The organism is Vibrio sp. R12-SW3-ISO1, assembly GCF_059834005.1.
The window spans coordinates 206,435-228,747 of sequence record NZ_JCBDGK010000052.1; the positions used below are offsets into that span (position 1 = coordinate 206,435).

Below are 22,313 nucleotides of genomic sequence, written 5' to 3' on the forward strand. Positions count from 1 at the left end.
GCTCGTCATTTGGCGGGCTTAATTTTTTTGTGTAGCTCCGCTACTATGGCGCAATGAATGGTGGATAGATAATTAGAGGTGTGAATGGATTTGGCCAGTAGGATGGAGCTGTTGCTGGAAGTATCGAAAGCGGGCTCGTTTGCCAAAGCGGCAGACCGACTCAATCTCGACCGTTCAGTGCTCTCTAAACAGGTGAAACAGCTTGAAGAGCATTTAGGGGTAAGGCTTATCAACCGAACTACCCGTTCGTTGTCGCTAACCGATGTCGGCTATCAGATTGTGGATCAAGCCAATAAAGTCAGTTCGTTGCTCGAAGAGACCAAGCAAATTGCCGAGTCTTACCATAGTGAACCGGTCGGCAACTTGAGGATCTCAAGCACCACGCTGTTTGGGCGTAAGTACATTCAAAAGGTGGTGGAAGCGTTTTTGGAGAAATACCCGAAAGCGACCGTCAACTTGGTGCTGGATGATTTACGTGTTGATGTGATCAAAGAGCGTATTGATCTTGCGTTTCGCATCGGCCCAATGAGGGATTCGTCCATGGTGGCGAAACGGCTGGCGGACAACAAATTGGCGCTGGTGGCGTCTGAAGAGTTTGTTGAGCAGCATGGTCTGCCTGAGACCCCTGAGCAATTGGTGGCGCTCCCAGCGGTTATTTACGCCAACAGCAGTATTGTGATTGATAAATTGCAGATTCACTCGAAAGATAACTTGCGCTTGGACACCTTCACCATGACTGGGCCATATCGCGTCAATGAGCCTCAGTTAGTGATAGACAGCGTTAAGTCGGGGATGGGGTATGCCATGATTGGTCAGTTTATGATTTCTAAAGAAATCGAAAAGATGGGGTTGGTTCAGTTGCTCCCCGATTATCACATGCCCTCTTTTGGTGATGTCTACGCCCTGTATACTCACCGCAACGTTTCGCCTTTGGCAAAAGCCTTTATTGATATTGCTCAGCAAGTCATCGGGACGCCGCCAGTGTGGGAGCAGTACTTTAGCTAACATACACCAAGTAGATTGAGTGAAAGCAGAGCGAACCGTAACGTCCGAGCAATAAAAAACGCCCAGTTGATACTGGGCGTTTTGATATACTGAGCAGACTGGCCGAACAAGGCGCGTCTCACTGTGACGATTCACGCAGACAGCTGTGGACAGCAACCGTCTAACTTAGAATGAAGTGAGGTAACGTTGTTCGCGAACGACTTCGCCGTTGTCATCAACCAGTTCAAAGGTGAAGGTACGGCCGTTATCGAACAAGTTTGCCGCAACGAAGGTGCCTTTTGAGCCTGAAATGTGAGTTTTGGTGCCGTTGCCGACGACTTTAACCGGTACGTTGCTGACCGGTTGGCCATCTTTCAATACGGTAACTTTCGCTTGGTTGTTGTTAGGTTCAACGTTCAGTGTGTAGTCGCTAGCCGCAAAAGCCATGCTTGAAGTCAGTGTGGTAAGGGCGAGTACTGATAATACTTTTTTCATTTTGATTTCCTCAGAATTTGTTCACATGGGAGAAGTTGTTCTCTGTACGGAATGTATTCTGCGCGAAACCATAAGTGTGATAAATATCACGTTTGTCATTTTACATGTGCAAAAATGGCAACAATATCGCTATTGAGTTTTAAATTAACCACCCCAATGTCACGAAATTAATTTTATTGTGGCTAAATCTGCACGTTTATTTTTCTGGCGAGCATGGATAACAGCACATTGAGCGCTTGATGTCAGCCACGTTGTCGCGTAGCACGTGAAAAGTGAGCTCTAGATCACATTCCAAATAACTCATTGGTATAGTTGCAAAAAGATTGATCCGACACTAGGGTCGTCAGCTTTCTAAAGCCTGATACTGCGGCGAGAAATTATTCTCAGGATGAGCTGTGTCATGCAAAAGTACTTGAAATTCATTATACCGATCGTGATTCCACTGATCGTTCTCGCCTTACCTCTGTCCGCTTTCCCGTTTGACGGATTTACGCTAGTACAACAACGTGTAACGGCGATTTTTTTACTGGCTGCGTTGTGCTGGGTATTTGAGCCGATTCCCATTTATGCTACGTCGGTGGTGATTATTGTGTTGGAATTACTGCTGGTTTCCAACAAGGGTATTTATTGGTTTCGCGCCAATGAGGGTGAGGCGCACTTTGGTACCTTACTCAACTACTCGGACATTATGGCGACCTTCGCAAGCCCAATTATCATGCTGTTTTTGGGTGGTTTTTTCTTGGCGATGGCCGCAACCAAATACCGGTTGGATGTGAACTTAGCACGAGTATTACTCAAACCGTTTGGCCATGATCCTAAGTATGTGATGCTTGGGTTAATGCTGATCACGGGCATCTTCTCCATGTTTATGTCCAACACGGCCACCACAGCGATGATGCTATCGATCTTAACGCCGGTGATTGCGTTGTTTGGCCCCAAAGATCCAGCGCGTGTGGCGTTTGCACTTTGTATTCCGGTCGCGGCCAATATCGGCGGCATCGGTACGCCAATCGGTACGCCGCCTAACGCGATCGCGTTGAAGTATCTGGTGGGGGAGAACAGCATCAGTTTTGGTGAGTGGATGGCATTTGGTGTGCCGTTTGTCGTGGTGATGATGGCGCTCGCATGGGTGTTAATGAACAGTCTCTACCGTGCGCAGCAGCAACGCATTGAATTGTCGATCAAAGGAAAATTCCTCAAGACGCCGAAAGCAATCTTAGTGTACGCGACATTCACTCTGACCATTGTATTGTGGTTGATGGGCTCTAGCCACGGTATGAACTCCTACACCGTGGCGCTAATTCCGGTCGCGATCTTCTCGCTCACCGGCATCATCAACAAAGAAGATTTGAAGAAGATCTCTTGGGATGTCCTATGGCTCGTTTCCGGTGGTATTGCGCTCGGTCTCGCGCTGGACAAAACCGGATTAGCACAAAGTGTTGTTCACAGTATTCCGTTTGATGCTTTCTCTCCTTACGTTGTCCTGTTTGGCGCCGCAATGCTCTGCTTGTTGATGGCGAATTTCATGTCTCATACTGCAACCGCCAACTTGTTGATGCCTATTATGGCCGCGCTTGGCACCTCGATGACGTCACTGGCACCATTGGGCGGTGAAGTGACCTTGATTCTTGTAGTGACATTCGCTGCATCCCTTGGCATGTCGCTGCCCATCAGTACGCCGCCCAACGCGCTGGCGCACGCAACCGGTCACGTACAGAGTAACCAGATGGCGAAAGTCGGGGTGATTCTTGGCGTGGTGGGCGTATTACTGAGCTTTGTGTTGGTGTGGATTTTAAATCTTATCGGCCATGTTGGATAACGTCATGGACGAGCTGATTCGTCACTATTTTTCAGATCCAGAACGCCAAATTGATTTGGCGGCGAATCAGGTGATCTTGCAACAAAATGGCAGTAACGATCGGCTCTACTATGTTCGAGAAGGTGAGCTTGAGGGGTTTGTTGAATCCGAATCCAAAGGCAAACGCATTAAGGTGTTTACCGCTGGGCCAAGTGCCTTCATTGGCGTGCACAGTTTTTTCTCCGGGACGTGGACGGCCTCCTCAACGGTCATCAGCAAAACGGACGTCAAACTGGCTTGGATTGATCGCACCACGGCAGCGGTGGAGCCTGAACGGTTGGGGCCGCTCAATGCGCAGTTTATGCCGGTGATGGTCAATGAACTCAATCGCCGCCAGCACCGAGCGACCCAAGAAGCGCTAGCCAAAGAAAAAGCATTGCAACAGCTGCATACCGCCGAGCAGATGACCACCTTGGGTCAACTGGCTGCGGGGATCGCCCATGAACTCAACAATGCGATTGGTGTTGTCAGTAGCAAAACGGAGCGCCTGCAACAAGAACTGAGTGAACTGCTTTCTGAGGTCAAACCCGCCTATAAAGCGCACTTTGATTTTGGCTTGCGGCAAGGGCAAATGATCTCGTCACGAGAGATTCGCCGTTTGGCAAAAAACATCGAGCAGCGCTATCGCGTTGATAGCAATACCGCTAGTGCGCTCGCACGCGCGTTGGCCAGTGATGAGGTGCCAAGCGAATGGCTAAGCGATGTCAATTCTGCGCTCAAATATTGGCAGATGGGCAGGGGGATGCACGATTTACGCAATGCAGCGCGCCATTCTGTTGCCATCGTCAAATCGGTGAAACAGCTTGGGCGCACGGACAATGAGCCGTTGGAGCTGCTCGACATTAACGACACCCTCAACAAAGCCCTTGCGTTGCTGCAAAGTGATTTACGCCGAGTGAATGTGCACTTGCGGCCTGCTCAATTGCCAAGGATTCAAGGCTCCTCGACCGAATTTGTTCAGGTATGGAGCAACATCATCAAAAACGCGTGTGATGCGATGCACAGCACAGACGACCCGATGATAGAGATACACACTAAGGTGGTCAACCAGAGGATTTTGGTCACCATCGCTAACAATGGGCCAGAGATTGATGAGCCGACCCGGCGCAAAATTTTTCAGCCCAATTTCACCACCAAAAAAGGTGGTCTATCGTTTGGCTTGGGCCTTGGGCTTGCCATCGTTAAAAGAATCGTCAGCGAAAATGGCGGTAGTGTGGTGGTCAAAAGCGATCCTTCACGCACCATTTTTCGCGTTAAGTTACCGTTAGGAGAGAGCAATGGATAAGCTGAATGTCATTTGTGTTGACGACCAACGAGAAGTATTAAGTGCGGTCGTTCAGGATTTAGAGCCACTCAACCAATGGCTCACGGTGTTAGATTGTGAATCTGGAGAGGAAGTGCTGGAGTTAATGGATGAGCTTGATGCACAGGGCGAGTTTATCTCGGTCGTGGTCTCAGATCATGTTATGCCTGGAATGACAGGGGTAGAACTCTTAACCGAGATCACCAATGACAACCGATTTAAGCACACCAAGAAAGTATTGCTCACTGGACAAGCGACCCACACCGACACCATCACCGCTATCAACACCGCCGGGGTGAGTCACTATTTTGAAAAACCTTGGAGCGCAAAGGAATTGCAAGGGTGCGTGCGAAGCTTGGTGACAGAATATCTGTTTGATACGGGACTCGATTATCAACCTTTTCATCAGCAGCTTGATCAAACCATCGTATTGAAACGACTCAGCTAGGCGCAAACAAAGCGTGAAAGTGCACAGGAAAATTGAATAACCTCGATGTTGAGGTTATGTCTATAATATTATTATAAACAGTAAGTTGAGTTGGCTATGGTTGGATATCGTCAGGTTAAAAAAGCTTCGTCGCGCTTCGCGGTGTATGTCATCCCGCCTCTGTTGATTTTTGTTGCCTCAGTCTACTTTGCTACGCAAAAAATTCACCAAACCTTGCAAGATATCGGTGACCATTACATGGTCACCTATGAGCGCATCATCAACGGTATTCTTGATGAAAACCGCGCCGCACTCATCGCGCCCAATCTCTGTCATGTTATTCAGCAAAACATGCGCTTTGAACGTGAGGTGGAAGAGCAGCAAACCCTCCGCAATGGCCAAGTGATCTGCTCATCATTGAGCAACACCAGTGCGTTGTTTCCGCTGACCGAACCGGTGGAGAATCAGAGCATTGAGGTGGTTCCGCTCCCTAACTCTGTGGATGTCTCACTAGCGGTGATTAATTCACGTGTGATTGATGGAGAGGTCTACCACGCAGTGTCGCTGGTGGATAGAGATTTTATGCGGGCACGTTTGGGCTATCTGACGGAGCCGAACATCAATACGGCGGTGTTAATCGTAAACGGCAAAGTTGCTCCTGCTGGTGCGAGTATCCCAAACAGTTGGTTCGTGTATTCGATAGAGTCCAGTCAATTTGGCCATCGAATACTCGTCGAGGCGAGCAGCGAGTTAATTCGACAGACCACGCTGTATTACGTGAGTCTCGCAGTACTGGCGTTAATCGTGCTTTATATCGCGGTGTTTTTACTTAGAATTCAGCTGAGCGCAGAGCGGAGCATGTACGCAGAAATTAAGCTCGCACTGCGTCGCAATGAGTTTGTGCTCCATTATCAGCCGCAAGTGGATGCGGCGTGTGGTCGAACCGTCGGGGTGGAAGCGTTGGTGCGTTGGCAGCATCCCACTCGAGGTTTGATCTTTCCGGATGTGTTTATTCCCGTGATGGAGGAGTTTGACTTAATCAATGAGTTGACCGATGTGGTGGTCAAGCAAGCATGGAATGATTGGTGCGATCGCCACTTTGATGCGCCGTTCCACTTAGGGATCAATTTCCCGCCGGGTTACTTTGCCTCAGCGGAGAAGCAACTATTTTTGGTGAATCATCACCACCAGTTCGCAAAGCGCAACATTGTATTAGGTTTAGAGGTGACCGAGCGTCAATTGCTCGATGGTCAAGCCCGAGAGGGCATCGCAAAATTGCGCGAAAAAGGTCTCGAAGTGTTGATTGATGATTTTGGCACCGGACAAACCTCACTCGCGGTGTTAGAGCAGACCAAAATCGATGTGCTTAAAATTGACAAGTGCTTTGTTGATACCATCGGCGTCGACAGCGTGAGCGCACCAGTGCTTAACGCCATCATTAATCTAGCCAAAGCGCTCAACCTGACCATGATCGCCGAAGGAGTTGAGTACGCGGAACAAGCCGATTACCTTCTCTCACAAGGGGTCAACTTGCACCAAGGCTACCTGTACAGTAAACCGGTGCCGCTTGGGCAGTTAGATCTATAGTTGTGGCGTGGTTGAATGGATGTAGTGCGTCTAACTCAGTTAGGAGGCAAAACCAAGTGCACAAAATTGCCAGACGCTACGGTTTGCATCTCGGTATGGATGTCGCGTTCAGTGACGAAGAGAGTGCTCTGTATATTAATATTGGTAGTGGGTTTTAGGGAATAGCAAAGTCCCCCCGTAACATGGCGTGACGGGGGGCTAAACTCAGTTAATCAAACCGAATGCTCGGGGCAGGGCCAAACTGATGTCTGGGACAAAGGTGATGAGCAGGAGAGTGATGATCAATACCGCGCAAAACGGTAATACTGCACGTATCACGCTCTCTATCCTTGCGCCGCTGACACTGCAGCCGACGAATAGCGCGGTCCCTACTGGGGGTGTCGCTATCCCGATGCATAGGTTGAAGATGATCATCATCGCAAAGTGAATCGGGTGCATACCGAGTTGAGTTGCGATGGGCATGAATATTGGCGTGAAAATAAGCACGGCAGGGGTTAAGTCCATAAACATCCCGACGATGAGCAAAATCACGTTCATTAAAATGAAGATAATAATCGGGTTGTCTGAAATCGATAGCATCCATTCACTGATGAGGTTAGGCAAACCGGTGAAGGCCATCGCCCAAGACATAATTGTTGATGCACCAATCAAGAACAGCATAATCCCTGTGATTTCAGCCGTTTCCACACAGATGGTTTTTAGCTCTTTAACGCCGAGAGTGCGATAACATAATGACAAGAAAAACGAATACAAAACGGCGATACACGCGCCTTCAGTGGCGGTAAAGATCCCCCCTATAATCCCTCCAATGACGACCACGACCAACCCCAAGCTCGGTATTGCCCGCCAAGTAATGGTGAGAATTTCTCTCGCTGTTTTGGGTTGCGACAAGGTTCGATAGCCTTTTTTCTTGGCAATAAAATAGGCGACAACCATACAGCTGAGGCCCATTAAAATGCCTGGCACATAACCGGCGATAAACAGCGCCGCGATGGACGTACCACCACTGACGACAGAGAAGACGATCAATGAATTACTGGGTGGAATTAATAAGCCTGATGGACACGACGCTACATTCACTGCGGTAGCGAACGATTTGTCGTAGCCTTCCTTTTCAAGCTCTGGTTCTAGTGTTTTTCCTACCGCTGCCGCCGCAGCGACCGCTGAGCCGGAAACCGAGCCAAACAACATATTGGCAATCACATTCACATGTGACAACGAGCCGGGCATTTTTCCAACCAAGAGTTTTGCGAACTCGACCAACCGGTTGGCTATTCCCCCTCGATTCATGATGTTCCCTGCCAAAATGAAAAAAGGAATGGCAAGCAAGCTGAAGCTATCAATGCCAGTGACAATCTTTTGACCTGCGGTCATGAAGGCCACGTGAGGAGGAAGGATAGTACACATGATCACCAGTGAGGACATTGCGATGGCGATCGCAATCGGAATACTGAAGCTGATCATGACGATAAAGAGGCATAAAAGCCAAAAACCTACAGAGATATCCATATCATTACCCTTGAATGCGACGCTCTTGTTGGTTGAAGAGCAGTAAGGTGTTGAGAAGAAGGTAAACCAGCATTAACGCTCCTGAGAGCGGCAAAATGAAATAGACATAAGCCATCGGGATCTGTAGCGCAGGCGAAAACTGCAGCATTGTCCGACCAATGAGCTGGCTGCCACCTTTGATCATGGCAAGATAGATAAAGGCACACGACACCAAGTTGATGAGTAGATGGCAGTATTTTTGGTATTTAGGTCCCACTGAACCGACAAAAAGGGTGATGGCCAGATGGCCATTTTTACCGAACAGATAACTGGCACCCAGCAGACCGAACCATATCATGGTGTACCGGGCAAGCTCATCAGTAAAAGAACTAGGATCGTTAAGTACGTAGCGACTAAACACCTGCCAAGTCACAGTAATGACAAGGCTAATAATGGCCACGCCACACAGTATGAGTATCACTTTATCTAACGTCGTTTTTAACGTGTTAAGAGCAGAAACCATTGAAACTCCTATTTACAATGATTCAAAGTTGCAGCCCCACCGCGATGGTGGGGCTTGTTACTTTAGGGGGAAATCAGAGCTTTTGGATGGCTTCAATGTAGGTGCCTAAGACAGGATCTTGCTTGGCACTGTCCAACATCGGCGCGACTTTTTCGCGGAACTTGTCTTTGTCAACCTCAACAAATTTTACGTCCAATGTTTCGGCTAATTTCTTGTTCTTACTGTCGATATCAGCCCAGATCTTAATTTCTTCCTCCATCGATTCGGCGGCAGCTTCGCGGACAATGGCTTTCTGAGCGTCATTGAGGCTACTCCATGTCACTTCTGAAATCATGATGAGATCAGGCGTCATCATATGTTGATCCATGGAATAGTATTTCGCCACTTCAGAGTGTTTCATTTCGACCAAGCTGGAAATATTGTTCTCTGCCGCGTCAATCACGCCTTGCTGAAGCGCGGTATACACTTCCGTAAACGGAACGGGCGTCGCGCGTGCACCGAGCAGTCTCACCATTTCCATCATGGTTGGAGATTCTGGAACACGGACTTTGAGGCCAGCAAGATCGTCGGGGGTTTGAATGGGTTTCGAGCTGTAGAAACTGCGTGAACCAGAATCATACAGTGTGAGCCCGATGAACCCTTTTCCTTCGCTAGACTGGAGAAGTTGCTGTGCTGTCTCACTGCGCATAAAGGTATGCATATGGTCTGCATCACGGAACAAGAATGGGATAGAAATCGCTTTGTAAGTGGGTTCAAACGATTCAGCCAACGAGCCGTTGATTTTCGCCATATCGATGGCGCCTGTCACGACTTGCTCTGCTTGATCGCGCTCTGACCCAAGCATGCCATTGGGAAAGATTTTTACGTCCATTTCGCCATTGGATTTTTCTTTCACTTTCGCCGCAAAGATTTCCATCCCTGCATGGGCAGCGCTCTCTAGGTTCATCGCGTGACCTAATGTTAGCGTTCGAGCTTGCGCACCGAAAGCCAAGATCATCGAGGCGGCAGCCACCGTCAGAATCGTCTGTTTCATGTTGTCATCCTTTTTATTTTGGTCGGTAGAGTGAAGAGTCTTTCAAACTTCCTCATCAGTATTTTCTTGAATTATTTGTAATACAATGACACAAAAGTTTATATGTGCGGCAAGCCAGCATAATTGAGTGGAATTTAAACTGAATTGTGATTTTACTCATATTTATTGTTGCTAAAATCACCATTTTTGGACTTTATTTTTACTTTAATGCGTAATTTAGGCTGATTTGGTGGCATTTTGATCTGCGTGGCAAAATGCAACTTTATACTGTGAGTTGGATTGGCTTTTTCGTTCTTGGTTATTTTTGAACGATAAATGATCACTAGTATGTAGGACAATAACACAATAAGGAGTGACAAAATGAAACAAATGTTAGTGGCGACGTCGCTACTTCTGTCCTTACCTACACTTGCTGATGTGGCCAATAATGGTGTGAACTATCCCGTCCCTGCAGACAAGTTCGACATGCGCCACTGGAAGATCACCATTCCTTCAGACATTAACCAAGATGGCCGAGTCGATGAGATTGAGGGGGTCGCGATGATGAGTTATTCACACTCGGATTTTTTCTACCTCGATAGCCAAGGGCATTTGGTGTTTGAAGTGCACAATAAAGCCATCACCACCAAAAATTCCAAAAATGCTCGTTCGGAGTTGCGCCAAATGGCAAGAGGCGCGAACTTTGCAATCGGAACGCATGATCCTTTAAACAACTGGGCATTGTCGAGCCATCCAGAAGCCGAATCATTCAGTGCTATTGGCGGTAAACTCGAAGCGACGCTCAAGGTTAATCATGTCTCTCTTCATGCTAAGTATCCAAATAAGTATCCCGCCTATTCTGTGGTGGTCGGGCAGATTCACGCTGAAAAAGACAACGATCAAATCAAAGCCAAGACAGGTTTTGGTCACGGAAACGAACCGATCAAAATTTTCTACAAGAAGTTTCCAAATCATAAAATGGGTTCAGTATTCTGGAACTATGAACGAAATTTAGCCAAAGACGATCCCAATAGAGAAGACATCGCCTATCCAGTCTGGGGTAACACTTGGGAAAATGACGCCGAGCCTGGTGAAGCGGGCATCGCCTTAGGTGAGTCATTCAGTTATCAAATTGAAGTTAACGGAACCACCATGTCTCTAACGTTTGAAACGGACCGTCATGACACCGTGACTTATGAGATTGATTTGAGTAAGGGGATTGATGACAAGGACTCACCTACCGGCTACGCCAAAGACGCGTTCTACTTTAAAGCAGGCGCCTATGGTCAATGTAGCGTTCAGGACAGTCACCCAATATGGGGGCCGGGTTGCGAGGGCACGGGTGATTTTGCCGTGGACAAACTCAACGGTGATTACAACAGCGTGACCTTCACAGAGTTAAAACTGAATGGCCAATAGTCTTAATAGACAGCGTTTCGATAGGTAAAGAGTTCGCCGTGCTCAGTCACGAGTGCCACTCATTCGCGTCTCAGACGGCGACTCTCCAAATAATTGACGGTAGCTACGGCCAAACTCTCCCATATGATAAAAGCCAAAGCGAAAAGCGATGTCTGAAATCGAACTATCCTCGAGTCGCGCCTGCAGGGCACGCCTTACTTGATTGAGCCTGACGCGCTTGATGTACTGTTTGGGTGACACCTGGCAATAGTGCTCGAAGGCGTATTGCAACGTTCTTCGGCTGACATGTGTCGCTTGGCAGAGCTCACTGACGGTGATGGGGCGATGAGAGGGCGCTTGAGTGACGTAGTCGATGGCGCTCTGGATAAGACGTTGTTGCTGAGGGGCCGCCACCCGAGGGGTTGGCGCAGAGCTGCGAGATAGTAATTCGCTAATGAAATCACACAATAATCGCTGATGAGTGTGCGCTGACCATACATGCCTTTCTGGATTGAGCAGGACACTGAGGTAACGTCTGAGGAGATTGGCGGATGACTCGTCTGTGATTCCAAGTAATGCGGGGTTGAGACCGGTACCTTGATGGTCGGTTTCACACAGTACATGATCAAGCACTGACTGATCAGCGACGATACCGTAGATGGCATAATCTCGCGGTGTGACGAGTTCAAACTCCCTGTTGCTATCACGCACGAGAATATCAGAAGCATTCATCGGCCGCTGGTTGACAGTAATCGCACTAGCCTCGACGCTGAGACCTAACCATATCCCTTCTTCAATCGAGCATTGCTGACGAAGTGAACGATTACTGTCTTCACGAAACACATGCAGATGACGAAACCGTCGCTCTTGTATCATCCCACTAAAATTCCCCTCGCTGAGTTGATCATACTCTTGATGCCAGTTAATCAATTGGCCTGCTTGCTGATTTGCATCATTACAGTGACGAGTGCACAAGTTTGGTTCACTGGTTGGGGTATCGAGATCCATCCTGTAATACTCCTAATCTCCACTATGCGCCATTGTGGGGCGCCCATCATTAACTCATTGAATAAAAAGGGGTTAAAGATTGCCAATTCTTGATAGTTGATTGGAACAGTTTTCGCTTCATTCCTCTTAAACACATGCTTAAAGAGTTCATTCTCTTACTGGGATTGATGAAGAGAGCAAGAACTGCACCAATAGCCAAAAAGAGGTAACGGATGGCGATTTATCGACGACAGCAAGGAACGACAGTATATACCTTTGCTTCACTGACGGAACTGATGGCCAAAGCGACACCTGAGCGATCAGGCGATCGTTTGGCTGGCGTGGCAGCAGAATCCGCCACCGAGCGCGCAATTGCGCAAATGACGCTGGCGGACTTGCCACTGAGCACATTTCTCGATGATCTTCTTATTCCTTATGAGGACGACGAAATCACGCGTTTGATCATCGATACACACGACCGTGAGGCGTTCAAGTTGATCGCTCACCTGACGGTGGGTGGCTTGAGAGACTGGTTGTTGAGTGATGAAGCCGATAGCCACACTTTGACCGCAATTCGGCCTGGCCTAACCCCTGAAATGGTCGCGGCAGTGAGCAAAATCATGCGCAATCAAGATTTGATTCTCGTCGCGAAGAAGTGTGAGGTGGTGACGGCGTTTCGCAACACGATCGGCTTACCCCAACGTCTATCCACACGCCTTCAGCCCAACCATCCCACAGATTCACTCAACGGGATCGCCGCGACCATTTTCGATGGCTTGATGTATGGCAATGGCGATGCGGTGATCGGTATCAATCCGGCGACAGACAACGTGCCGCAAGCGGTCAAATTGATGACCCTCATGGATGATGTTATTCAACATTACGCGATTCCTACTCAATCCTGTGTTCTGACCCATGTGACCAACACCATCGAAGCGATTGAGATGGGCGCGCCGGTTGATTTGGTTTTTCAATCTATCGGCGGCACGCAGGGTACCAATGACACGTTTGGTATTAACCTCAATATTCTTAAAGAGGCTCAAGATGCCGCACTCTCGCTAAAGCGAGGCACAGTGGGCAACAATGTCATGTATTTTGAGACAGGCCAGGGCACGGCGCTGTCGGCCAATGCCTTTCATGGTGTCGATCAGCAGACTTGCGAGACGCGCGCCTACGCTGTGGCCCGTCATTTTGATCCGCTGCTGGTGAATACCGTGGTGGGTTTTATCGGTCCTGAGTACCTGTTCGATGGGAAGCAAATCATTCGCGCCGGATTAGAAGATCACTTTTGCGGCAAGCTGCTCGGGCTGCCGATGGGTTGCGACATCTGTTACACCAACCATGCTTACGCGGATCAAAACGACATGGATAACTTGCTGACGCTACTTGGTGTGGCTGAGTGCTCCTTCATCATGGGGATCCCCGGCTCTGATGACATCATGCTTAACTATCAAACCACTTCTTTTCACGATGCGCTTTACGCGCGCAAAGTGCTCGGACTAAAGCCCGCGCCAGAGTTTGAACGTTGGTTAATGGAGATGCAGATCTTTGAAGATGTCAGCGGTGTACGCCTCAGTAATCAAGTCGCGAAGTCGTTTTCCAACGCAATGAATCGAATCCAGGGAGCGTAGTTGATGGGTAAAGTGATCAGATTTGAGTCTCATCCTGCTCGAGAAAGTGTGGTCGAGAATCCGTGGCAGAAACTGAAAGATTTCACCTCCGCACGCATTGCACTCGGCCGCTGCGGGAGTAGTGTGCCGACCAACGAATGGCTGTCGTTTAGTTTTGACCATGCCAAGGCGATGGATGCGGTGCATTGCGCGCTCGACATTAACAAACTGGCGCAGGACATTACTCAATCAAGCGTAATGACTTCCCAGATAGGACGCGAGCCCATTGTGGCGAAATCAAAAGCCAACGACCGCTTCGAATATTTGCAAAGGCCCGACTTTGGCCGTGAACTGAGCAAAGAGAGCATGGAGGTGATCGCGCAGCATCGACATGACCAACACGCTTATGACTTGGCCTTCGTTGTGGCCGATGGCCTTTCATCGGTAGCGATTCAGCGACATGCAGTGCCACTGCTGGAGGCTCTGCTTGTGAGACTCACCAGCCAACACAACGCGCCTTGGCGCATCGCCCCCATCACGATTGTTGAGCAGGGAAGAGTGGCAGTCGGTGACGATGTAGCCCAGTGCCTCAATGCCAATATGGTTGTTGTTCTTATTGGTGAGCGCCCAGGGCTCACTTCGCCGGACAGCATGGGGATGTACCTCACCTGGGGCGCCAAGCGAGGCAGTAAAGACTCTGAGCGAAACTGCATCTCAAACATTCGGCCACAAGGTTTGAACTATTCCGACGCTGCTTTTCGCGCCAGTTATCTTCTTGAAGAAGCGCGTTCGCTCAAGCTGACAGGCGTTAATCTCAAAGACCGATCAAGTATGGATGAGCAGCAAGATGGCCTGACGCTCGGTGAACAACATCAATCGAACTTTCTAATTTCAAAACAGTAAAGGGAATGACTATGACGAAACATCAAGAATACCTTGCCAAACGGCAACTGAAAAGAGGCACTGCCGGTTGGGTGCTATTAGCAGGACTAGGGGTCTCGTATGTGATCTCCGGGGATTTCGCTGGGTGGAACTTTGGTATTGCCCAAGCGGGTTGGGGCGGATTTCTGATTGCCGCCGTCGCGATGGCAGTCATGTATCTAACCTTGGTTCTCTCTTTAGCGGAAATGTCTGCCGCGATCCCAGCCGCAGGCGGTGGTTACAGTTTTGCACGACAAGCCATGGGCCCAACGGGTGGGTTTATCACCGGGCTTGCCGTCTTGATTGAGTACGCGTTGGCACCAGCGGCCATTGTTATTTTCATTGGGTCTGCCGTCAATGAGCTGATCGGGATTGATGGGCCTTGGGTCTATGCACTCTTTTATGCGGCGTTTATCGCTGTGCACCTAGCGGGTGTTGGGGAAGCGCTCAAAGTGATGATGGTGATCAGCGGTCTTGCGGTGTTCGCCATCCTGTTGACCGCCGCGGTGCTTATTGGTCATTTTGACGCCAGCAATCTATTCGATATTGCGCCTGCGAGCGCGCAAGCCACAGAGGCGCTGCCTTATGGTTGGTATGGCGTTTGGGCAGCGTTGCCATTTGCGATGTGGCTATTTCTGGCAGTAGAAGGGGTGCCACTGGCTGCTGAAGAAGCTAAAGACCCCGCGAAAGATGTACCTAAAGGCATCATAGGCGCGATGTTATTTCTGCTGTTTACTGCGGCGTTAGTTGTGCTTCTGTTGGCGGGTGCCGTAGGGTCAACCGTGATTGGTAGCAGTGCGGTGCCGTTAGTGGATACACTTAAACTGACAGGTAATCCGACGATAGCCACCATTGTCAACGTGTTAGGGCTTGCCGGTCTGGTCGCGTCTTTCTTTTCGATCATTTATGGCTACAGTCGTCTGGTGTTTGCTTTGTCCAGAGCCGGTTATTTACCGAAGAGCTTGTCACTGACGAGCAAAAATAAAGTCCCTTCTCGCGCGTTAATCTTCCCTGGTATTTTTGGCTTTGTGGTGTCATTAACCGGAGAGGGCGATTTGATCCTCGCTATGGCGGTAGTGGGAGCGACCGTGTCCTATGCGCTGATGGCACTGAGTCATATTCTGCTTAGAGTCAAACAGCCCGAATTGCCAAGACCATACAAAACACCGGGCGGTGTGGTCACATCGGCGATCTGTTTGGTGTTATCGTTGATTGCCATGACAGGGGTGTACGCGTTTGATCCTTCTGCCTTTATGATGACACTCGGCTTGTTCGTGATTGGTGGTGCCTACTATGGCCTCTATAGTCGCAATAACTTAGTGGCGGGTACCGCAGAAGAAGAGTTCGCCATGCTCTCGATTGCTGAACAAGAGCTTGAATCGACCGCCTCTTGAGTAAACAGTTTCGATACTATGAAAGCCAAGCGGATATCGCTTGGCTTTTATACGTCTGGCGATATTGGCTATTGCGTTGGCTACAGCAACGAGGGGGAGCCTTCTATATTTCATGGACACCGAAATTGAGTCCTACAACTTTCAGTTTGGACTCCGTTTTGGTCACCAAACAATTTTTACTTAGCCACCATTTTGGACACCAGATGGACACCGAGCGTTTTTGAGTATTAAGTTGATTGTTGTAGGTGAATAAAAAATGAATGTGTATGCGCTTAGTAATTACGGGAGTAGGGTAAGAATTTAGGATTTAATCAACACAAAATTACAGTGATTAAAAACAACAAAGCCCGCAAGATGCGGGCTTTGTGCTTGTTCTATAAGAACGAATTTGGTGGATCCGGGCGAACTCGAATCGCCGACCCCCGCCATGTCAAGGCGGTACTCTAACCAACTGAGCTACGGATCCAAAATTTAATTTATTGCATATTTATGCAAAAAGGAATGGTGCGTCCGAGTGAACTCGAATCACCGACCCCCACCATGTCAAGGTGGTGCTCTAACCAACTGAGCTACGGACGCATTCCCTTGGAACGCCGAGAATATTAACCAGTCTTAATTCCCTGTGCAAGCCTAATTTCAATGATTTGAGTGTGTTTGCTTTATATCTAATCGAATTGGCGCCGTTTTAGACGCTATTGGCGATAAAGTGTGCATTGGGTCACGTGTTAGCGGCCACGGCCGTTAAACATTACGCTGACGGTTTTGGTCATGATCGCCATGTCCATCAGTAACCAAGACTTCACTGACGACAAAGAGAGTGCGTAGCTGTGGTCGAATCCGACTTTACGGCGTACATCGTCGATGCAGGAGTCGTAACCTTGGTTCACTTGCGCAAGCCCTGTGATGCCGGGCATAACGCCATAGGTGCGGTCGGCAAAGTAGGGAATGGCGGTCTCCAATTTTTGATAAAAGACTGGGCGTTCTGGGCGCGGGCCAATCAGTGACATTTCCCCTTTGATGACATTAAGCAGCTGCGGGATCTCATCAAGGCGTGTTTTTCTAAGGAAACGGCCGACAGGAGTGATGCGTGGATCGTTGTCGGTGGCCCAGACGGCGCCGCTGACTTTTTCCGCGTCTTGATACATGGTACGAAATTTAATGATTTCGAACAGCGCCATTCGATCGGGGCTGGATTGACCTACTCGCAACTGCTTGTAGAGCACCGGGCCGGGAGAGGTGAGCTTGACAGCGAGGGCGACCAACACAAAAATGGGCGCGGATAAGACCAGACCAATCAGGGCAACGGTAACGTCGAACGCGCGTTTAGAATGTTTAATCGTAGTGTAAGCAGACATAATGAACTCCTGTTACTGGTTTTGACCAGTCCAACCTTTGGCGCCGACGCCACATAGATAGCGCAGACCACCGACAAAATTTGCGTAATGACCCATCACCACATACAACATCACTTTGCACACCTTGTGTCGAAAGAGGATGGGGAACAAGTAACTCAACACAGCGGTTGTGTATAAGAGGCATTGCACGAACAGTGCCAAACTAAACAGCGGGTAGCTTGCAAGCAGCAAAGCCGTAACAAAACAGACAATCAATAGATACGGCGTGGCGAGTCTGAGCCCTTTGCCAGAGAGAAAAGCAAAAGCAACCCCGCGGTATTTGGGTAAGAGCATGTCCGCTAACTGTATGACTTGCTGCATGTTTCCTGCTGAGATGCGCAGGCGACGTTTGAAATCACTGTCTGGGTTAGTGGGTTCGAGTTCGATCGCGACGAGCTCAGGCTCATAGACCGCTTGGTAGCCTTTTTTCACAATGCGCATCGGCAAAATGAAATCGTCGTTGATGGTATTCTCATCGAGAGAATCAAAAAGAGAAGTGCGAAAGAGATAAAACGCGCCATGTGCGCCTAAAGTCGAACCTAAGCTGACCTCTTGCTGTTTGACTTTGGTCTGATACTGCCAATAACGGTTTTCGCCTTGATGCTGGCTGCCAAACAGCTGGTAGTGACCATTGACCACCCCAACCTGACGGTTTTGGAAATGAGTATTAGCAAGTATCAGCGCATCCACTGAGATGATGGCTGAGACATCACTGAGCGCCGTGAGTTGCGTAGTCACCAAAGGAATCTGCTCATTCAGCACCGCGACTTTACCGCGGTTAGTGGCAAAATTCTTGATTTCGAAGTGGGTATCGGCGCAGATGGCCTCTTGCACCGTTTGCTGCGCGATATGCACGGTGTCATCAGTACAGCCGTCACACAGAATCATCACTTGGTATTTGTTCTTTGGGTAATCTAAACAGGCTAGGTTACGAATTTTTTCAGCAATCCATGCTTGTTCATTGTAAGCGGGGACCAAAATGGTGATGGAAGCACATTGATCATCCTCTTTTTGCGCTTTAAATCCACGATTGGCATGGCGCGGCGCGTTGACGGGATGTTTTTTCGCATACCACGCCAATAGAAGTGGATAGCCAATATGATGGTAAATCACCAAACTGGCGGACAGGGCAAATAGCGCCATTAACATCGTATCGCTCATGCGCATGCCTCCTTAGTGAGCATTTGATAGGCTTTGATCATCTCGCGTATCTCAAATTGTCTTTCAACAAACGGGCGCGGTGAGTGGGGAAGCGTGCGGCGCTCTAGCGCCAAAATGGCTTCGCTGAGGGCGGTGACGTTGTCTGGCTCTATTAGCAGGCTAGATTGTGGACACAAGGTATCCGCAGTGCCGCCAACATCGGTCGCGACAGTAGCAATGCCACACGCTTGCGCTTCCAGCGTTGCGAGAGGAAACCCTTCAAAGCGCGAAGGTTGAACAAAAGCGTCTAAGCATGGGTAAAAGCGTGCGGTATCTTCTACCAATCCAAGTAGAGTGAGCCGAGACTCGACGCCTAGCTCGCGGGCGAGCGCAATCAATGACTCACGCTCACTGCCTCTGCCTGCGATGACGAGATGATAATGGCGTGGCAGTGTTGCCAGTGCACGTATCGCGACATCATGCCCTTTAACGTTTTCTAAGCGGCCTGCACAGCCAATGAGCCTTTTATCGGTCGGTAAACCGAGCGCTTGACGAGCCAGTGGCTTTGCGGCCGGTTTAAAGCGGGTGCAATCAATCCCGTTGTGAATCACGGTGGAGCGAGAATAGCCAAAGTGGCCGTCGATCACCCCTTTGACATGCTGCGCATCGGCCACCAGCCAAGGCTTAGAGAAAGAGAGCGCAGCGCCCTGTACCCAGCGTGACTTGCTGTTTTCAAGGTGCCATGCGTCGTGCTCAGTATGAATTCGATGTTTCACCCCCGCCAATCGCGCCGCGACACTGGCGTAAAGCAGAGGGCCAATATGATGGGTATGCACCACATCCGGCTGCATGATTCGAAATAGACGGTAGAGCGTGCTCCATGTCTTTAACTCCACCCCCGGCCCTTTGCCAAGAAACAGCAGTTTGTCTTGAATCTCTGCGAGCGCTGGCCAGGCCTCAATCGCTTGTTGAAGCTGACCTTCAAGGCTGATGATGAGCACTTTATGTTCTGGAGACGCGAGCTTGGCCATGTTAATCGCCAATGTCTCTATCCCGCCGGGGGTGAGATGTTGAACAACATGAAAGGTAAGTTTACGTTGTGTGGTCATGGGCACCTCATACTGATGATCGTTCCGTGTTGGTTACTATGGAACTGCAGTATGTGTGCCGACTTTTATTTGATTATATTTCAGCAAGTTAAAATCTATTCCTATTTTGACACACGGCCATTGTCAATTTGAAATTCGTTATAGTTCGCGATCTTAGGAATAGAGGTGATGACGGGGCTGCCGGTGATCGCTTGGATCTCTTGGCGGGTGCGAATGGAGGTGTCAAACAATTCAATAAACGTGGCAATACCGCAACCTAGGCCGATGCCTGCGAATAACCCCGCGATGATAAATACGATAGTGGGGAGGTTATTGGGTGTGGTCGGTGTGTAGGGCAAATCAATGATTTTGACCCGTTTGTTTTGCTCAAACATACCGAGCGATCCTGTAAGTTGCGCCATTTCATAGCGTTGCAATAACTCGTCATAGAGCTGCTGCTTGTTGGCGACATCGCGCTGTAGGCGAAACATCTCACGCGCGTTGTCACCAAACTGATTGGCTTGCTGTTCAAGATCGGCAATGATCACTTCAAGGCTCTTTGTTTCTTCGCTCAGTGACTCGTAGCGCCCACGTTCCACTTGCAGGCTTTGCAGTTGGGTGACTAATAAGGGCTGCATACGGCGGATATCATCCAAATCTGTACTGCTGGCGATGTCCCACAATTGCTCGCTCGAGACGGCGTTTTGTTTGACGGACAACAACGCCTCACGCTCGCTTTCAAGGCGCTGCAATTCACGCTCCTTACCTTTCACTGCGCTGTGGCTATCGGTGTATTTTGCCTTCAGTAGCGTCAGTTCGCTGCGGATTTCAATGATTTGATCCTCAATTTTGCCAACCACAGGATTGGTTTTTGACAGCTGCTCGTCTAGCGAACCTAAGCTACGTTTTACCCCGGCCAGCTCCGCTTGTTTTTCTGCCAAGCTTTGCTTGAGCGATGCCAGTCTGCCGAGGGCTTGGCTTTGCATCTCAGGGGTGACGGAGGCGTATTGGTTACGAAACTTGGCCAGTTTGAGTTCGGCGTCATCGAGTTCTTGGCGACGTTTGTCAATGTGCATGGCGAGGAAGTTGGCTGAATCTTCGATGCTTGAGCGCTCAGGTGCCAACAGCTGGTCAATAAACTGATCGCTGATGGACTCTAACAGCTCTTTCATCCCGTTTGGCGAACTTGCGGTAAAGGTGATCTGTAAGAAATCTTTGCCAGGCTGCGTCACGCTAAGACTCTCTGCCAGTTTGTTGATAATAAACTCTGCCTCTTGGGGTGACGTGTTGTCGTCAATCAACTGATGCTTGGTGGCCACTGCTGTTAACACATGGCGGCTTTTAAGCAAGGTGCTTAAGGCCGTGAGTCGTTCTTTGATCATGGACGAGACGGCTAAATCCTCCAAAAACGGATTCATTTTGGCGGTCTCTTGGATCAGCATACTGGTGTGCGAGGTGTATTTGACGGGGGCAAGGTGGCTGACTGCTAGCCCAACAAACGGCATGATCAGAATAGGCACAACGATGACGTAGCGCTGTCGCCACGCCCCGTTTAGTATCTGCATTAACCGCAGTTTAAGCTCATTCATAGTGCCTCCAGCAGCGTTGCGACTTCCTTGCCTCTTGCTTGCCAGCTCTCTGCGCGCAGATTAGCCGCTGGCTTGTGGGTGCGTTGTGTTTCTATCTCTCTGAGCGCGCGAGAAAAACATTCGACACCGTCTATTAAATGTAGATGATTTTTGTAATCCAAGGCGGCAGGAAAACGACTTGAGATCACAGGTTTACCCGCGGCGAGGTATTCACGCAGCTTCAGAGGGTTGCATGCCGCGATTTGTTCATTATCAACAAAAGGAAGCAATCCAACCGACCAGTGCTGGCTATATTGCGGCAATTCATGGTGCGCTTTGGGGCCGAGATAGTGGACGTTATCGCGCTTTGGTAGTGGATTATGGCTGAGTTCTTGCGGCCCGATGAAGACGAAATGCCACTCTGGATGACGCGCAGAGATAGCATCAATCAAGGGGTAATCGAGCCAATTGGAGACGCTGCCATAAAAACCGGCAATCGGTTTGCCGTCATTGGGTAGATCCTGGGCTCGCTCGGTGAAGGACTCAAACAGTTCGAGGTCAACACCATGCGGTAAGTAGTGGGTTTTACTGGCGGGAAATCGCGTCAGTAGGGCAGCGCCGGAGGTGAGGATCAAATCCGCATGCTCGACCAGTGTCGCTTCGTGCTGGGCGACGCAGGTGTGATCTACACCAGCCAAAGAGGAGAAATCATCGCCGCAATAATACACCACCGCTGACTCGCCAAGATGGCCGCATAAATCAGCCGCCGTGGGCAGAGAGGTCCAGAGAATTGGCGATCGTAACTTGAGTTTTTGTATCCACGGTTTGAGCTGCGCAATCATCATGTCACGCGCAACGCGTCTTGCAAGAGCAGATCGCGGCGCAGGCACGGTACGTAAATTGATCACCTGAATATTGGGATGTTGACGCGTTTGATTGGCATAGCCTCCTTTGCCTCGCCCAAGGAGCTTTTGCCCGGCGCGTTTGAGATCGCTCAGAGTCCATTTGGGTTGGCGCAGGCCAATAGAGTTGACCCACAACACGCGGCGCGTTTGTGCCAATGTGCGAATGAGGTGCTGCGTGCTCGAAGGCAGGCCTGTGAAGTCTTCACCGAAAACAATCAAATCGCGCATGGG

19 protein-coding genes and 2 tRNA genes are annotated in these 22,313 nt (G+C 49.4%); 9 read left to right on the plus strand and 12 right to left on the minus strand.

The genetic code is table 11. The features are described 5' to 3' along the window. Positions 1-84: 84 nt before the first annotated feature. Positions 85-1,005, plus strand: coding sequence for a LysR family transcriptional regulator (locus AC6R0R_RS17705; protein ID WP_500627679.1), 921 nt, complete (start codon positions 85-87; stop codon positions 1,003-1,005). A gap of 165 nt (positions 1,006-1,170) precedes the next feature. On the opposite strand, the gene AC6R0R_RS17710 is transcribed toward AC6R0R_RS17705, so the two are convergent. Further along, positions 1,171-1,479, minus strand: coding sequence for a hypothetical protein (locus AC6R0R_RS17710; RefSeq protein ID WP_487903459.1), 309 nt, complete (start codon positions 1,477-1,479; stop codon positions 1,171-1,173). A 400-nt stretch (positions 1,480-1,879) separates the two neighbouring features. Here AC6R0R_RS17710 and AC6R0R_RS17715 point away from each other — a divergent pair, with 400 nt between their 5' ends. The 4 genes from AC6R0R_RS17715 (at position 1,880) to AC6R0R_RS17730 (ending at position 6,654) form a co-directional block, all read left to right on the plus strand. Further along, entirely contained in the window at positions 1,880-3,298 is a 1,419-nt protein-coding gene (locus AC6R0R_RS17715) for an SLC13 family permease (RefSeq protein ID WP_500627680.1), read from the plus strand. Next, positions 3,288-4,622 (plus strand): ATP-binding protein, encoded by a 1,335-nt coding sequence (locus AC6R0R_RS17720; RefSeq protein ID WP_500627681.1) that lies wholly within the window; start codon positions 3,288-3,290, stop codon positions 4,620-4,622. Before AC6R0R_RS17715 ends, AC6R0R_RS17720 begins: the two co-directional genes overlap by 11 nt. Continuing rightward, positions 4,615-5,088, plus strand: a complete 474-nt coding sequence (locus tag AC6R0R_RS17725; RefSeq protein WP_500627682.1) for a response regulator — start codon at positions 4,615-4,617, stop codon at positions 5,086-5,088. Before AC6R0R_RS17720 ends, AC6R0R_RS17725 begins: the two co-directional genes overlap by 8 nt. 96 nt (positions 5,089-5,184) lie before the next feature. After that, complete coding sequence (locus AC6R0R_RS17730) at positions 5,185-6,654, plus strand: EAL domain-containing protein (RefSeq protein WP_500627683.1); 1,470 nt, start codon at positions 5,185-5,187, stop codon at positions 6,652-6,654. Between the two features lie 204 nt (positions 6,655-6,858). Here the strand turns inward: AC6R0R_RS17730 and AC6R0R_RS17735 are convergent, their stop codons facing one another. The 3 genes from AC6R0R_RS17735 to AC6R0R_RS17745 form a co-directional block, all read right to left on the minus strand. Continuing rightward, positions 6,859-8,163, minus strand: coding sequence for a TRAP transporter large permease (locus AC6R0R_RS17735; protein WP_334552257.1), 1,305 nt, complete (start codon positions 8,161-8,163; stop codon positions 6,859-6,861). 4 nt (positions 8,164-8,167) lie between these two features. Then, positions 8,168-8,665, minus strand: coding sequence for a TRAP transporter small permease (locus tag AC6R0R_RS17740; RefSeq protein ID WP_487903464.1), 498 nt, complete (start codon positions 8,663-8,665; stop codon positions 8,168-8,170). Between the two features lie 73 nt (positions 8,666-8,738). Beyond that, on the minus strand, positions 8,739-9,698 hold the full coding sequence (locus AC6R0R_RS17745; RefSeq protein ID WP_334552255.1) for a TRAP transporter substrate-binding protein: 960 nt from the start codon (positions 9,696-9,698) through the stop codon (positions 8,739-8,741). 360 nt (positions 9,699-10,058) lie between these two features. Between AC6R0R_RS17745 and AC6R0R_RS17750 the strand changes: the two genes are divergently transcribed. Then, a complete protein-coding gene (locus tag AC6R0R_RS17750) occupies positions 10,059-11,096 on the plus strand; it encodes a polysaccharide lyase family 7 protein (protein WP_500627684.1) in 1,038 nt (345 codons plus the stop codon). 42 nt (positions 11,097-11,138) lie between these two features. Here the strand turns inward: AC6R0R_RS17750 and AC6R0R_RS17755 are convergent, their stop codons facing one another. Further along, positions 11,139-12,083, minus strand: a complete 945-nt coding sequence (locus AC6R0R_RS17755) for a helix-turn-helix domain-containing protein (RefSeq protein ID WP_500627685.1) — start codon at positions 12,081-12,083, stop codon at positions 11,139-11,141. A 212-nt stretch (positions 12,084-12,295) separates the two neighbouring features. Here AC6R0R_RS17755 and AC6R0R_RS17760 point away from each other — a divergent pair, with 212 nt between their 5' ends. From AC6R0R_RS17760 to eat, 3 genes are read left to right on the plus strand one after another with little or no spacing between them, the layout of a single operon-like run. Continuing rightward, positions 12,296-13,693 carry an ethanolamine ammonia-lyase subunit EutB gene (locus AC6R0R_RS17760; protein ID WP_500627686.1) on the plus strand — a complete coding sequence of 466 codons (1,398 nt, stop codon included), beginning with the start codon at positions 12,296-12,298 and terminating at the stop codon, positions 13,691-13,693. A 3-nt stretch (positions 13,694-13,696) separates the two neighbouring features. Then, positions 13,697-14,575 carry an ethanolamine ammonia-lyase subunit EutC gene (gene eutC, locus AC6R0R_RS17765; RefSeq protein WP_500627687.1) on the plus strand — a complete coding sequence of 293 codons (879 nt, stop codon included), beginning with the start codon at positions 13,697-13,699 and terminating at the stop codon, positions 14,573-14,575. 11 nt (positions 14,576-14,586) lie between these two features. After that, the gene (gene eat / locus AC6R0R_RS17770) at positions 14,587-15,987 is read left to right on the plus strand and encodes an ethanolamine permease (RefSeq protein ID WP_500627688.1); all 1,401 of its coding nucleotides are present in this window, start codon (positions 14,587-14,589) and stop codon (positions 15,985-15,987) included. Positions 15,988-16,376: 389 nt separating this feature from the next. Here eat and AC6R0R_RS17775 read toward each other — a convergent pair. The 7 genes from AC6R0R_RS17775 to AC6R0R_RS17805 form a co-directional block, all read right to left on the minus strand. Beyond that, a tRNA-Val gene (locus AC6R0R_RS17775) sits at positions 16,377-16,453 on the minus strand. A 36-nt stretch (positions 16,454-16,489) separates the two neighbouring features. Next, positions 16,490-16,566, minus strand: a tRNA-Val gene (locus AC6R0R_RS17780). A 146-nt stretch (positions 16,567-16,712) separates the two neighbouring features. Further along, positions 16,713-17,342 carry a sugar transferase gene (locus AC6R0R_RS17785; RefSeq protein WP_500627689.1) on the minus strand — a complete coding sequence of 210 codons (630 nt, stop codon included), beginning with the start codon at positions 17,340-17,342 and terminating at the stop codon, positions 16,713-16,715. Between the two features lie 12 nt (positions 17,343-17,354). Further along, positions 17,355-18,542 (minus strand): glycosyltransferase family 2 protein, encoded by a 1,188-nt coding sequence (locus AC6R0R_RS17790; protein WP_500627690.1) that lies wholly within the window; start codon positions 18,540-18,542, stop codon positions 17,355-17,357. Next, positions 18,539-19,630, minus strand: a complete 1,092-nt coding sequence (locus AC6R0R_RS17795) for a glycosyltransferase (protein WP_500627691.1) — start codon at positions 19,628-19,630, stop codon at positions 18,539-18,541. The genes AC6R0R_RS17790 and AC6R0R_RS17795 overlap by 4 nt, the downstream gene beginning before the upstream one ends. A 101-nt stretch (positions 19,631-19,731) precedes the next feature. Beyond that, the gene (locus AC6R0R_RS17800; protein ID WP_500627692.1) at positions 19,732-21,198 is read right to left on the minus strand and encodes a GumC family protein; all 1,467 of its coding nucleotides are present in this window, start codon (positions 21,196-21,198) and stop codon (positions 19,732-19,734) included. After that, the gene (locus tag AC6R0R_RS17805; protein WP_500627693.1) at positions 21,195-22,310 is read right to left on the minus strand and encodes a glycosyltransferase; all 1,116 of its coding nucleotides are present in this window, start codon (positions 22,308-22,310) and stop codon (positions 21,195-21,197) included. The genes AC6R0R_RS17800 and AC6R0R_RS17805 overlap by 4 nt, the downstream gene beginning before the upstream one ends. Positions 22,311-22,313 lie beyond the last annotated feature (3 nt).